This window comes from Nostoc sp. (assembly GCF_036916975.1).
Classification (GTDB): Bacteria; Cyanobacteriota; Cyanobacteriia; order Cyanobacteriales; family Nostocaceae; genus Nostoc.
Map to the genome: position 1 here is coordinate 13,486 of NZ_JBALFF010000059.1, position 14,570 is coordinate 28,055.

Sequence of the window (14,570 nt, forward strand, 5' to 3'; positions counted from 1 at the left end):
TGTGTCCTCTGCGCCTCTGCGGTTTTTTTTTAACGAACCACAGAGACGCAGAGAGCGCGGAGGGAGGAGATTAATCGGCGATGAGGGTGACTCGTCCTTGTGAGCCGTAGCCAACTTCACTTATATAAAGGTTGGGGTCGTGAAGTTCGGCGATGATGTTTTGTACTGATTGTTTAGCGTCAAGTCTGGGGCTTAGGTCGATCGCACGGGTGAAAACTTTTGGCCATTCCCATCTCAGAGTTTTGGTTAGTCCAAATAAACCAGCAGCGATCGCACCGAAGTTGACTTTGTACTCTAAACCGAAGGCTCCATCGAGATGAGCAACTGTGCAAAAACAACTACGTCCATGCTTTGCGGCTTCATTTAGGGAAGGTTTCAGGTGTTTCGCCATCAAAAATACGTGCTTGACGATCGCCTTTTCTGATTCGTTATAAGGGATTGTCCCGGTGTTATTTGCGACAAATATCGGATGGAGATGGATAAAAGCCCCAATCGCTCCGCAGTGAGATGCGATCGCTTCTAGTTGTTGTTGGAGATGTTCTTCACTCAAGTTTGCTAAGGTGACGCGGGTTACTCCTGTGGGTAAGGGCGCTTGTTGGGCGATCAGCGATTGGGGGAAGCTGATAACTACTACTTTCCAGCCTTTTTCGATTAAGGATTCCGTTAATTTATAGGTGGTGAGGGAACCATCATCGGTAATTAAACCGATGTGTCCCTCTGGTAAGGTAAAATCCAAATAATCGGGCTGTGGTAAGCTTCTGAGTTTGACCGGATGACGCTCGATATTATGCTCTAATTCCGGTGGCTGTTGGACAAACTCAGGCTCAGACTTTTTTTTTTCACCTCCAGCCAACTGCTGTAGGTAATCGACTATTTGACCGATGGTGCGGAGTTCTCCGAGTTCTTCGATATTCGGTTTGGGTAAGTTGGGGTACATTTCTTGCATCGCCCCTAAAATTTCTACCCGTTTGATCGAGTCAATTCCTAAGTCAGCTTCCATGTCCATTTCCAGTTCCAGCATCTCCACTGGGTAGCCGGTTTTATCGCTGGTGATGGCTAACAGGGTTTCACCTAAGTTTGCAAATTCATCACTTATAGCGGCTTCTGGTTCTGGTTCTGGGGTAAATGTGACAACTAGGCTTGGTTCAGGTGCAGTTACTACCTCAACTACGGGTACTGTCTCTACTGCAATCTCAGTTGTTTGTTGTACTTCGTGAACTGCAATTTCTACAGTAATACTTTTGGAAGCGTGAGATTGCAGATACTCGACAACTTGGCCGATGGTGCGTTTTTCTGCAAGTTCTTCTAAATTGGGTTTGGGTAAATTGGGGTACATTTCCTGTAACGCTCCCAGAATTTCTACCCGTTTGATCGAGTCAATCCCTAAATCAGCCTCCATATCCATGTCCATTTCCAACATCTCGACTGGGTAGCCCGTCTTATCGCTGGTGATGGCTAACAGGTTTTTATCCAAGTCAACAATATCGATGGTTGCGCCAGATACAGGTGCAGCAGTTGTGGGTGCTGGTTCTGCAACAACTTCGCTGACTGGAGGTGAGCTAATTTTGACTACAACCTCGCTTTGAGGTTCTACAACTGGAACAGGTGGCGCGACTACAGGCTCTATCTCGACAGTGGGGAAGTGGGGAGTGGGAAGGGGGGCGTAGGAAGTAGCAACTACAGGCTCTACAACAGCCGGCAGAGGTGCTTGAGTAACATTTAAGCCATTTTTAGCTACAGGCTCAGTTACAGGCAAAGGTTGGCTTTCTACTATCTTTGTAACAGGCTCAGTTACAGCTAAAGGTTGGCTTTCTACTATCTTTGTAGCGGCGGGTACTGGTGCTTCTGTGGTGAAATGAATCAACTCGCTTAGTTTCTCCGTGAGTTTGGTTGCTCCCTCACCAGAGATGATTTGAGAATATTCTTGCTGGATGAGTTGGAAAAAGTTTTTGGTATATTCCAACTGTTCTTGGAGATATTGTTCATGGATGCGTAAAGTTTCACCTTGTTGGGAATGAAACTGCATCATGCTCCGCTCTAAGCTTTCCATCACAACTAGCTTCATTTTGGCAGTTTCGGCTGTTGATTTACTTTCACTCAACAAAGAATTCTGCTGTTGCATTAGTTGGAAAAATGCTTTGGCGTATTCCATTTGATGATTGAGATAAGTACCGTGAACTTGTAAATTCTCGGCTTGATTTTCCTGGAACTGTGTCAGGAGATATTCTAAACTTTCTAAAAGTTGTTGATAATTTGTCAGTTTTTCTGGCGTTGGTTGCATCTTAGATTCCTGGGCTGGTTGTGAAAGGGTCACAGGATTCATTTGTTGCTCTGGTTGGGCGATGATTTTAGTAGCGATCGCATCTGTTTTTTTATGTCCGTTAGTCTCGATCGCAGCCAGAGTTGGAGTCACACCCGGACTGCTAAACAAAGGAGCCGCATCAGCATATTCGGGGGTGGGTAATGTGACTTTATGCCCATCCTGCAAAGCTAGAGCGAAGGCATTTTTTGTTTTTTCGGATCTGTAGTTTATCCCGTTTAAACGGACATTTAATGTCTTCTTCGTCTCAATTGGCGGTATAGTTTGGGGAAGTTGGTAAGGATCGAGGTTATTCAAAGCCAAACCAATTACTCGCAACTGCACAACCGCTTCTCGCAAAGAGCGATCGCTATTCTTTTGAGTGCTGGGGTTCAGAGATACAGTAATATGGGGGCGATCGCCAAGAATATCTTTTACCAAGTTGGTCAAAATTCTCCTCGGCCCAAATTCCACGAAGCAAGTACCACCCGCCGCATAGATATTTTCAATTTCCTGTTTAAATAGCACTGAATTAGAAAGGTGCGTTTCCAGGATTTTTTGAATATTTTGCGCTTCCTTGGGATACTGCTTACTGGTAACATTGCTGTAAACAGGGATTTTCGGACTTTGGAACTTGACAGACTTGGTAGCGATCGCAAAGGATTTCTGAGCAAAGGCGATTAACGGTGTATGGAACGCTGCTGATACAGGTAACAATACAGCTGTATATCCTTTCTCGTGTAAAGCCTCTCTAACTCTGGCTATTTCTGCGGTAGGGCCAGCCAAGACAAATTGAGTCGGAGAATTTTGATTAGCGATCGCAACCTGCGGAAAATGTCTCAGCACTGCTTCCACTTTGCTGATATCTTCTTTAACAGCCAGCATACTACCCGCATCATGATCCGGGTCTTCGGGAGCCGCCATTGCTTGACCCCTAGCTTTCACCAAAAACAAATAATCTTCTGTACTCAAAACCCCCGCAGCCCATAGCGCTGTCAGTTCGCCGAAGCTATGTCCCGCCACAAAATCTGACTTAAACCCAGCTTGTTGCAGTATGCTGTACATCCCTGCACTCAACACCCCAATCGCTGGTTGAGCGTATTCTGTGCGTTGTAAGGCAGCAATTTGGACATTTTTTTCTGTCTCTGTAAACACAGGATGAGGGAAAACGATTTCTGACAACGGCTGCAAATTATCCTTAATTAACAGGCTATCCATATAACCATGCAGACGGCGCATCAAAGGAAAATTCATCACCAGTTCGCGTCCCATCTCCAAGTATTGCGAACCTTGACCAGAAAATAGAGAGACAACTTTTCCGCCCAACTCCATACCAGAAGAACGGTAATAAATCCCTTGGGGATGCTCCCAAGATGCGGCTGTACCTTTGTGTTTCAGCCACTCAATGCTAGTTTGCAGCAACTTGCAAGCTTCTTCGAGATTCTCAGCGACAAACCCAAATCTGGCAGCAGAGAGGGGAATTTGTAGCGATTTGCACTCCTTGACTAATTGCGCGTAGTGTGTTTTACCTTCAGGCGATCCCAACTTAGCTAAAATATCTTCAGATTTGCTCAACAATTGGTCTACTGTCGGAGCAAACAACAGCATTTCAGTAGCATCAGTGTGTAAGCGGTAAGCGGCGTTTTGGTCGGCTTCATATTCTTCTAAAACAACGTGATAATTAGTACCGCCAAAGCCGAAGGAACTGACACCCGCGCGTCTTGGCGTTTCCCCTTCAGCACGAATCCAAGGTCTAGTTTCGGTATTCAAATAAAAGGATGAATTTTTAATGTTGAGTTTGGGATTCGGCTCGGTAATGTTAATTGTCGGCGGTAATACTTTGTGATGTAAAGCCAAAGCAGTTTTAATCAAACTCGCCGCACCCGCAGCCGCTTTTGTGTGTCCGATTTGTGATTTTACACTACCCAAAGCGATGTGCTGCTTTTTGCGATCGTGTACATCAAAGTAGTCTTTTAAAGAACCGAATTCTGTCGGATCTCCAGCCATTGTACCGGTGCCGTGTGCTTCCATCAAACCAACAGTAGCCGGAGAGAAACCGGCATCTTCATAAGCACGTTCTAAAGCTTTAACTTGGCCTTCTTTGCGCGGAGCATAAATGCTCTTGTAACGCCCATCGCTGGAAGTACCAATACCTTTAATTACGGCATATATTTTATCGTTGTCGCGTTCAGCATCTTCTAACCGTTTGAGGACAATCATCCCAATCCCTTCACCCAGCATCATCCCATCAGATTTAGCATCGAAAGGTTTGACATTTTCACTAGGAGTAACCGCCGGTGTTTTGCTGAATGAGATGTAAGCCATGATGGTGTTATCGGTATCAACACCACCAGTCAGCATCATGTCAGAACGATGCTCAACTAGCTCACTAATTGCCATTTTTAAAGCACCAAACGAACTAGCGCAAGCGGCATCAACTACACAATTCATCCCGCCAAAATTTAGGCGATTGGCAATTCTACCCGCGACTACATTAGCTAACATTCCAGGGAAAGCGTTCTCATCCCATTTCACATAAGCACTTTTGATTTTATCAACGATTTTTTGGGTATCTTCGTCAGATAAACCACTGCTTTTAAGAACTTTTTCCCAAATCGGATATTCCAATCTCGCAGAAAGTGGCATTCCTAATTGCTTGGCCATAGCCACGCCTAAGATTACCCCAACCATCTCGCGGTTAAACTCACGTTTTTCGCCATAACCTGCATCTTCCATCGCCTCTTTTGCAACTAGTAAACTTAATAGTTGCGATACATCTGTGACTTCCAAAATGCTAGGTGGTATGCCGAATTCCATCGGGTTAAAATCTACCTCTGGAAGAAACCCGCCTCTTTTACAGTAGGTTTTATCTTCAGTAGTTCTGGGATTTGGATCGTAATAATCTTCAACACTCCAGTGCGTGGAAGGAACATCAGTAATACAGTCAATTTTATTTACAATATTTTGCCAATATTCCCGCAGATTTCGGGCTTGAGGCAATAGAGAAGCCATCCCCACAATCGCTATAGGATTGTGTTGTAATTGTCTGTTAATTCTGTTGATTGACACTGATTTATCTGATTTATCTGACTTCATGTTTTTTTCCTCTATAGACTTCATTACAGCCTTCTCACAATTATTGATAAGGCTTTCTAACTCCGCTAAGGCAGTATCAATTGAATAAGCAGACATAGGGCATAGTTAGTACTGTGGATTGTGTAGATACAGTAATTCTGTTGCCTACTAATTAATGAAAAACTCTGGTTTGGTAAGCAATTAGCTTTTGTTTTATTTGCTAAACGCTTGTCTTGAAATCAACACCACACGATACATAGTGCCGGGGTAAAGCCTTATGTTTCCAGGCGACTTTGGCACACTGCAACGCCGAATAGCCCGTCGTAGACATCGCTAAAAAATCTTATCCAACGCTAGACTTTTGATGTTGTGGCAATAGGTCGATGACGTTGTTAAAACTGGTAAAATAGTCTTGGAGTGTAATACCTGCTTGACCTGTGAATTTAATCCATTTGTAATGGTAAAGATTTTGAGTAATGGTATCCTACTGGAGTGAAGGGAACTGAGGAGTAGCTAAGAGAACAGAAACGTTTTTTCACCCAAAACCGTTTGATTATCTAGGCTAATCACAGCAACATAGCTGTTATTAATGACAACGTTTTCTATCTTGTTCAATGTCATAGCCAGTTTCAGCGTCTGGGATAATATATTTTATGCTATTTTAACCAGGAAAGTTGACAATTTAGTTACACAAAAGACACCACCTCTAATCCGAATTTATGCAACTTGAAAAAGTACTTAAACGATAACCAGGTGAGAAAAAAGCAGTTATCTCTAGTTATTTTTAATTTCAAAATTTAAGTTAAATAACTAGTTTCTCTAACCACTTTAAAGCATAGAATTAATAAAAACACTAGCATACTTTACAGAAACTAAATCATTCCTTTAAACTTATTTTATAAATAAACTTCCACTATTGCCGATCTAAATCCTTACTAAAATTCAGCAATAAAGTATAATTTATAACTAAATAATTGTGTAAGATGTTTTGTTATCTACGGGTTAGCCAAAAATTTCTGCTGGATTAAGTTAACAATACAAATCTGTTGTCTAGTAAATAACAATCCCATGAATACATAGATAAATTGAATAACCATAAGTATGTTTTCAAGAGAGAAACATCATAATTGAATCAAAGTTTTGGGTTATTTTTCAATATAAGTCAACTTAAGACGCAAAGCGGTTATTTATAAAGCAAATGTTAATTTTTAGTATGTTGCTTGATAAACATAATTATGATTACACCCTTTTAGAACTTACGCATTACATACAAAATGTAGGGGCAATTTATGAATTGCCCCTACCGAAAATCAAGGCTTTGACTACCTTGAAAGCGTAAGTCCTACCTTTAAAAGAGGGGAGCATCCCGTCAGGTGCAAAAACCTTGTGTTTGCCCTCATCCCCTAACCCCTTCTCCCATGTTTGGGAGAAGGGGGACTAGAATTAATTATGTCTCCCCTCTCCCATTTTTGGGAGAGGGGCTGGGGGTGAGGGAAAAGATTTAAGTAAAATTGACCCCTTGTTAAAAGTAAATAAACTTTTCTCACAGTATAGTCGTGTATTTTTAGATATGCGTTGACGTAACGTACCAAAGGTATCACTTCATGCTTTTAATTACTATGAAGAAAGCTGATAATAATGTCTAATAGTACACAACCTTGCTAAGAATAATCTGTTAGTAATATCAAATCTGCTTAAAAACTAACTAAGTAAGTGGGTGAAATTAAATATAAAATCTCACCCTGCCTCCGGCTTCCCCCGACAATATTAAGGAGAGCGATTGAGGGTGAGGTTTATTATATGTTTAATTACGTCTACCTACTTATATTTTGGGATTAAATTACTAGGCAAGGAATTAGTAATGAGTAAATTTATTCAGTTTATAATCTGAGTGTGATGAAATATTTTAGTTAGATAATCAGGACTTATACAAAGTAAGGTACTTGACAAATTAGAATTTTATTGCCATACTAAATGACAAGTTTATCTAATTTTTGAGTTCATTTTTACTGGCGCTTCGTTGTTCTTGAGAGTTAAATTTTCTGGCTACCGCTATTGTATTTTACGCTACGGGATTAGATGTCAAATTAGGATATAACTTAGGAAGCTTTGAAGTAACGCCACCATTAATTTTCACGCCCCAAGAGTGAGTTTGGGCGGCAAAAGCGTACAACAATTGATATAAAACTAATTTAGACCCATCTACTTGATTAAGGTAGAAATCTTAGAGGAAAAGCCCTCTTGGTAATTTGCGGATGAGTCTATATCTAAGCAACTAAATATAACCAGGCTATCCCCTAGAAAACAGAATTGGAATGAAAATATGGCAGTAAATAAAGAAAGCCGATTATTCACAAAACCCGTAGGGCGATCGCAAGTAATTTTAGCAGCTTCTCTCACCTTGGCGGCGGGATTAATAGCTTTTTATAGTTTGATACCGTTTTGGTCTAAACCTAAAGTTGTGACACCGCAAGCGCATTCTCCAAAAGCTGCCACTCCAGTGAAACTTGCTGTGACAGCCTTGGGACGTTTAGAACCAGAAGGCGAAGTTACTTCTTTGACTGCTCCGGCTTCTAATAACGGGGTGCGAGTAGAAAGACTGTTGATAAAAGAAGGCGATACGGTTAAAGCAGGGCAAGTACTGGCATATCTAGAAAATTATGGTCGTTCTAAAACCGCATTGCAACAAGCTTTAGACCAACTGCAAGTTGCCAAAGCTAAACTAGCGCAGGTGAAATCTGGAGGGAAAACCGGAGATGTCAATGCTCAAAAGGCAGCGATCGCCCGTTTAGAGCCACAATATAAAGGAGACGTTGCCACCCAACAGGCGGCAATCGCCCGTATCCAGGCCCAAGTAGACAACGCTCAAGCCGAAAACGATCGCTACCAGCAATTATATAGACAAGGTGCGATCGCGGCTTCAGTAGCAGATACCAAAGCTTTGCAACTCAAGACTACACAACAGCAGCTAACAGAAGCCCAAGCCACCCTCAAGCGGACTCAAGACACCTACCAAGAACAACGCAAGCAAGCACAAGCGCAACTCACCAGTATTAGTGAAGTGCGTAGTGTAGATGTTCAGGTAGCACAAACCGAAGTCAACAGTGCAACAACTTCTGTTCAACAAGCAAAAGCCGACTTGGATTTAAGTTACATCAAATCTCCTATAAATGGCAAAATTTTGAAAATTCACGCCAAAACCGGAGAAGTAATCAGCACCACCAGAGGATTTGCTGAGATAGGTAAGACATCTCAAATGTATGTGATTGCAGAGGTGTATCAAACCGATGTTCAAAAAGTGCGTGTAGGACAAAAAGCGACAATTACCAGCACTGCATTTACTGGAACAATAAAAGGAACTGTAAAAGAGATTGGTTGGCAAGTAGACAAGCAAAACATCTTCAGCCTAAACCCTGGCTCAGATACAGACCGCAGAATAATTGAAGTTAAAATCTCTATCGATAGTCCCGCAGATAGTGAAAAGGTTGCTCGTTTCACGAACTTACAGGTAGATGTAGCCATTCATATTTAGTCATTGGGGATGGAGCATTGGTCATTCACAAATAACAAATGACAAATGACAAATAACAAATAAATCCATGATTTTCAAAATTCCTTTAGGATGGCTACAGCTAGCCCAGCAAAAAGTTCGTTTACTAGTAGCTGTAGCTGGGATTGGTTTTATTGTGCTGCTAATGTTTGTGCAACTTGGTTTTCAAGATGCTCTCTATTCAAGTGCGACCGCAGTACATCAGAATCTCAAAGGAGATTTATTTTTAGTTAGTTCTCAATATAAATCTTTGACCTCAAATCAAAGTTTTTCGCGGACTCGTTTGTACGAATCTCTGGGGTTTGATGGCGTAGAGTCAGTTAACCCCATGTATTTGCAATTTGCCAAACTGAAAAATCCAGCAACTGGTGAGAAATATTCAATATACGTTATTGGTTTCGATCCCGGTAGACCTGTGATAAATCTCCCAGAAGTTGAGAAAAATTTAGATAAACTGAAAATTCCCGATGTCGTGTTTTTTGACCGGAGTTCTCGCCCAGAGTTTGGCCCAATAGCTCAAAAATTTGATGCGGGAGATACTGCACAGACAATTGAAATATTTCCCTTCAATTCATTAATTGGCTATAGAGTTAGAATTGGTGGCTTATTCAGCTTAGGGCCTTCCTTTGGGGTAGACGGTAATTTACTTGTCAGTGACTCAACTTTCTTGAGGATAAATCCCAATAGTCGTCCGGCAGATATGATAGATATCGGTTTGATTTCGCTCAAACCTGGTACTAATCCAGAAACAGTATTAAAAAATTTGCAAGCAACTTTGCCGAATGATGTCCAAATTTTTACACGTCAAGGTTTCATTGATTTTGAGAAAAAATATTGGGCTGTTAGAACACCCATTGGTTTTATCCTTAACTTGATGTTGACAATGGCTGCGGTTGTTGGTGTAGTTATTGTTTATCAAATTCTTTACAGCAATATTGCTACCCAGTTCGTTGCTTACGCCACTTTAAAAGCCATAGGTTATGCCAATAGATATTTGTTGAAAGTCGTATTTCACCAAGCTTTAATTTTGTCAATTTTAGGTTATATCCCCGGATTTATTACTTCTGTTCTGTTATATAGCTTTGCAGCAGAAGCAACTAAATTACCAATATTTATGACCATGAATAATGCACTGATTGTCTTAACTTCAACAATTCTCATGTGTATAACTTCAGGAGCGCTTGCTATCAATAAACTCCGCTCCGCAGATCCGGGAGATATTTTCTAAATAAAACAAGTTGTTCTGAGCAACTTTTTAAAAGTAGGTATTTCGCTACAGTCTACTATCTCTCAAGTCAACAATACTAGGTTTGTAGTCAGCGCTAAAGCGCTCAAATCAAAAACTGAAGTCTTAACTACAAACTTATTCACCCATCAACGTTGGTGTGATGGGCTACTAGGCTTTTGCTTTAATCCAAAATCTCAAATTGGTATAACCCCTAATATATGAACCTCAACAACAAAACTCTCCTAATTACTGCAATTGATCAATTTGTCGGTTTGCGTACAGCCGAGTTAGCAATAGCGCAAGGAATGAAGGTTCGTGGACTACAAAGTTCTCCAGAAAAGAACAAACAATTAGAGCATTTAGGTGTTGAGATAATTATTGGTAATATCAGTGATTCTGCTATTATTCAAAAGGCTTGTCAGGGAGTAGATATAGTTTTACATACAGAGCAAATTGCCGAAGAAGCTGGCTCAATTAGCCATTTTCGTGATATCAATGTTGGCGGTACTGTCAATATGGCTAAAGCCGCTAAACAGGCTGGTGTCAAAATATTTGTGCATCTATCTAGTGTGATGGTTTACGGTTTCAACTATCCTGATGGTGTTACAGAATCGGGACCTCTCTCTGGCGAAAATAATCCCTACTGTCAAACTAAAATAGAAGCTGAAAAAGCAGTTTTAGAACTGAATAATCCCTCAGATTTTGGCATCATCGTGATTAGGGCTGGAGATATTTATGGCCCAGGAAGTATCCCCTGGATAGTCAGACCGATTTTGATGATGCGTCAAAAATTATTTGCCTGTGCCAATGATGCTAAAGGAGTTATTAATCATGTATATATAGATAACCTGATTGATGGCATCTTTCTAGCGATAGAAAAAGAAACCTATGGCGAAATATTCAATATCACCGACGGACAAGAAACTTCCTGGAAAGAATATTTTATGCGTTTAGCAGCAATGGAAGGTTTACAAGCACCCCTTTCATTATCAAAAGATGAAATCAAGTTGTTTCTAAAGCTACGTGTTCAAGGGCAAAAACTTTTTCGGAAAAAAGTTGATATTTTACCAGAGTCTATAGATTTTATGACTCGTCCCTATGCTTGTTCTATTGTCAAAGCCCAAAATCTGTTAAATTATAAACCAACAATTGACCTAGAATCAGGAATGCAGCGAACACACGAATGGCTGCAAAAAACAGATATTCAAAGTTTGATGAAATAGTCTTTTGGGAGTAGGGAGTGGGGAGAATAGAAGAATTAGAATAGTAGGTTGGGTTGAGCGTAAGTCAAACCCAATAAAGCTTTGATAATTAATGTTGGGTTTCGTTCCTCAACCCAAGCTACTAGATTCTGACTTCTGGATTATTACGTTGCATCTGCCTAACAATTATCTGCAATTAAGCAATAATCCACAGATTTTCAGAATACTTGTTTTATATGATGAGTAGCAATCAGCCACGATTGAGCATCGGATTACCTGTATATAATGGTGAAAAATTTCTCAAAGAAGCCATAGATTCACTCTTGGCTCAGACCTTTGAAGATTTTGAACTAATTATTTCAGATAATACCTCTACAGATAAAACTGAAGAAATCTGTAGAGCTTATGCCGAGAAAGACCAACGTATCTCTTACTACCGCAATGACAATAATATCGGTTGCGCCCGTAACTTCAATCAAGTTTTTAAATTGTCTTCGGGTGAGTACTTTAAGTGGGCAGCCTATGATGATCTACATGCTCCAGATTTTATCAAGAAGTGTATTGAGGTGCTTGACCAAGATCCTACTATAATCTTGTGTCACTCCCAGACATATTTCATTGATGAAAAGGGGAGTTTTCTCCAAAACTACGATATCAAACTCAAGGCAGATGCACTAAAACCACACGAACGTTTTCATGAATTGCTGACCAAACATTTATGTTATCAATGTTACGGTGTAATTCGTGCCAGTGCCTTGAGAATGACACCGCCTATGGGTGGTTATGGTAATGCAGATGGAATTTTCTTGTTAAGACTTGGTATTCTCGGTAGGTTTTATGAAATTCCTGAATACCTATTTTTTGCCAGAAGCCACCCACAACAATCGATGAGTATGTATTTTCCTAATTATTTGTTGTTTACTAACAACAGTAAAAAACACTCATTGAGTATGCTGCCTGATTTTTATGCGTATGCAGTGTGGTTTGATTCAGCAAAGAAAGGACAAATTTTATTGCCACATTGGAGAATACTTTGGGAGTATGTACTCTCTATATGGCGGAGTCCCTTGAGTTTGTATGAGCGGCTGTGTTGTCATAGAAGTTTACATCAGCAGTTAAAAGGGACAGAATATCTTCTGCTGAAAGATTTGCTAATGGTGGTGCAAAAACTTTGGAAAGGTTGGCAAGCAGCATCAATTAAAAAACAGCAAGTCAGACTTTGAACGAATAAGGTCATAAAAATAAGCTGGCAAATACAGCTTTTTTTCAACCCACGAATCACCTATTATTCACCACAATAGCTATGTTGAAACTATCTCAAATTTGTCATGTTTTGCTTGCTACTTTGGCGAGCATCAGCTTTGCTAAAACAGTGAATGCAGAGCCAACTGCAACACTTAATGTTGTAGTAAATGGAATACATCACCAAAAAGGTGAGATTTGCTTCAGAGTTTACGCAAGTGAACAAGGATTTCCGATGAGTAATTCTAGTGGATCTCAAAGTGGCTGCGTTAAGATTACTGGCAATTCTGTAAAAAAACAATTTACCGGTTTGAAGCCTGGAACTTATGCTGTCGCTGTAGTTGACGATCAAAATGGCGATCGCAAACTCAATAAAGACTTTTTCGGTATTCCTAAAGAAGGTTTTGGGATTTCCAAAAATCCAACTGTGTCTATACAAACAGGTTCGCCAAAGTTTCGTGATGCCAGTTTTGTTGTAAATAAAAATACAACTATCAACATCATCATGAAATATTCGCTGGATTCGTAAAGGACTGGGGACTGGGGACTGGCTCTCTACAAGAAAGATATTTCTAATTCCCAATCCCTAATCCCTAATCCCCAGTCCCCAATCCCTTATTCTGTCGGAGACTAAAAATTTAATGGAAGATTTGGCGATATTTTTGTCTAAGTCTTTGATGGGTTGGCTGGTTATTCAGGTGTGTTTAACGCTTGTCTTTATATGGTATTTGCGCTCATCTAAAAAAAAATTATTACCAGATGAGCAGTTACCCAAAACAGCAGTGATTCTTTGCTTACGCGGAGCCGATCCGTTTTTGCCTAGATGTTTGCGATCGCTCCTAAATCAAAACTATCCCCAGTATGATTTAAAATTGATCGTTGATAGTCACGAAGACCCCGCTTGGAAAATTGCCAGTGAAACGATCACAGAGCAAGAAGCGACCAACGTTCAAATCAGCCCTTTGAGAATAGTACGCAACAATTGTAGTCTCAAATGCAGTTCTTTAATCCAAGCTGTCGGTGAGTTAGATGATTCTTACAAAGTGGTTGCTTTAGTAGATGCTGATACTATAGTCCATGTAAATTGGTTGCGAGAACTAGTTAGTCCTTTGGGGGATGCGAAAGTAGGAGCAACAACAGGTAATCGTTGGTATGTACCTACAGGTAAATATTGGGGATCTATAGTACGCTACGCCGGTAATGTAGCCACTGTTGTGCAAATGTTTCTCTTCCAAATTCCTTGGGGTGGGACTTTAGCTATAAAAACAGAAGTACTTCGCCAAACAGAACTGCTAGATAAGTGGGGACAAGCTTTAGGCGAAGATTTTATGATGCACGATATCCTCAAAAAACAGGGATTGCAGGTAAAGTTTGTGCCTTCGCTGCTGATTGTAAATCGTGAAGAGACTAATTTATTCAACTTAATAGATGATCTCAAGCGCCTCATGCTTTTTTCTCGACTGTATCACCCACGTTGGTTAGCTTTAGTTAGTGAAGCTGTTTCTAGCATTTTGTTTCCGACTACAGTCATCATTTTAATTCTTGAGTCGTTATTAGAGGCAAAATGGGAACGTGCGGCTCTCTTGTTAGGCTGCTATGGAGTTTATACTGTCGGGTTACTGTTGATAATGCTCGTGTTGGAATTAGAGATACAGCGAGTGGTTCGCTCTAATAACCAGGCGATGCCTATCGGCAAGCCCTTGCACGTCTACGCAAAATTATCAGCTGCTAAAATCATCAAAATGTTGATTGCGATTCCCTTGACACAGTGGGTTTATGGGTTAGCAATGCTATCATCCCTGTGGGTTTCAACAGTTACTTGGCGCGGCGTTTCCTATCGGGTTCAGGGACCGTGGAATGTCCGGCTAGTCGAATATCGCCCTTATCAATGGTTGGATCAGCCTATTGATAGCAAGGTTTCTCTTTGAACTAAATCGTTAAATATGAACTAGGGCATGAAAGTTATTACACTAA

Annotated in this window: 7 protein-coding genes and 1 pseudogene; 6 read left to right on the forward strand and 2 right to left on the reverse strand. The window is 40.7% G+C overall.

Going from position 1 to position 14,570, the window contains the following annotated elements; all coding sequences use genetic code 11:
* Window positions 1–70 precede the first annotated feature (70 nt).
* Both V7K73_RS14150 and V7K73_RS14155 read right to left on the reverse strand, forming a co-directional pair.
* The gene (locus V7K73_RS14150) at window positions 71–5,491 is read right to left on the reverse strand and encodes a beta-ketoacyl synthase N-terminal-like domain-containing protein (RefSeq protein WP_334880919.1); all 5,421 of its coding nucleotides are present in this window, start codon (window positions 5,489–5,491) and stop codon (window positions 71–73) included.
* A 226-nt stretch (window positions 5,492–5,717) separates the two neighbouring features.
* Window positions 5,718–5,995 (reverse strand): annotated as a pseudogene (locus V7K73_RS14155) (hypothetical protein).
* A gap of 1,702 nt (window positions 5,996–7,697) precedes the next feature.
* On the opposite strand from V7K73_RS14155, the gene V7K73_RS14160 reads away from it, so the two are divergent.
* From V7K73_RS14160 to V7K73_RS14185, 6 genes are all read left to right on the forward strand, one after another.
* Window positions 7,698–8,906 (forward strand): ABC exporter membrane fusion protein, encoded by a 1,209-nt coding sequence (locus V7K73_RS14160; protein WP_334880921.1) that lies wholly within the window; start codon window positions 7,698–7,700, stop codon window positions 8,904–8,906.
* 67 nt (window positions 8,907–8,973) lie between these two features.
* Complete coding sequence (devC, locus tag V7K73_RS14165; protein WP_334880923.1) at window positions 8,974–10,152, forward strand: ABC transporter permease DevC; 1,179 nt, start codon at window positions 8,974–8,976, stop codon at window positions 10,150–10,152.
* A gap of 218 nt (window positions 10,153–10,370) precedes the next feature.
* Window positions 10,371–11,375, forward strand: a complete 1,005-nt coding sequence (locus tag V7K73_RS14170; protein ID WP_334880925.1) for an NAD-dependent epimerase/dehydratase family protein — start codon at window positions 10,371–10,373, stop codon at window positions 11,373–11,375.
* 218 nt (window positions 11,376–11,593) lie between these two features.
* Window positions 11,594–12,577: a glycosyltransferase family 2 protein gene (locus tag V7K73_RS14175; protein WP_334880994.1), complete on the forward strand. Its 984-nt coding sequence runs from the start codon at window positions 11,594–11,596 to the stop codon at window positions 12,575–12,577.
* Between the two features lie 80 nt (window positions 12,578–12,657).
* Window positions 12,658–13,125: a DUF2141 domain-containing protein gene (locus V7K73_RS14180; RefSeq protein WP_334880927.1), complete on the forward strand. Its 468-nt coding sequence runs from the start codon at window positions 12,658–12,660 to the stop codon at window positions 13,123–13,125.
* 112 nt (window positions 13,126–13,237) lie between these two features.
* Window positions 13,238–14,524 carry a glycosyltransferase gene (locus tag V7K73_RS14185; RefSeq protein WP_334880929.1) on the forward strand — a complete coding sequence of 429 codons (1,287 nt, stop codon included), beginning with the start codon at window positions 13,238–13,240 and terminating at the stop codon, window positions 14,522–14,524.
* The last annotated feature ends 46 nt before the right edge of the window (window positions 14,525–14,570 follow it).

What these genes read in the sequence shown, in the direction of transcription:
- V7K73_RS14150 (WP_334880919.1), bottom strand. Translation starts at nt 5,491, where the DNA reads ATGTCTGCTTATTCAATTGATACTGCCTTAGCGGAGTTAGAAAGCCTT.
- V7K73_RS14160 (WP_334880921.1), top strand. Translation starts at nt 7,698, where the DNA reads ATGGCAGTAAATAAAGAAAGCCGATTATTCACAAAACCCGTAGGGCGA.
- devC (WP_334880923.1), top strand. Translation starts at nt 8,974, where the DNA reads ATGATTTTCAAAATTCCTTTAGGATGGCTACAGCTAGCCCAGCAAAAA.
- V7K73_RS14170 (WP_334880925.1), top strand. Translation starts at nt 10,371, where the DNA reads ATGAACCTCAACAACAAAACTCTCCTAATTACTGCAATTGATCAATTT.
- V7K73_RS14175 (WP_334880994.1), top strand. Translation starts at nt 11,594, where the DNA reads ATGAGTAGCAATCAGCCACGATTGAGCATCGGATTACCTGTATATAAT.
- V7K73_RS14180 (WP_334880927.1), top strand. Translation starts at nt 12,658, where the DNA reads ATGTTGAAACTATCTCAAATTTGTCATGTTTTGCTTGCTACTTTGGCG.
- V7K73_RS14185 (WP_334880929.1), top strand. Translation starts at nt 13,238, where the DNA reads ATGGAAGATTTGGCGATATTTTTGTCTAAGTCTTTGATGGGTTGGCTG.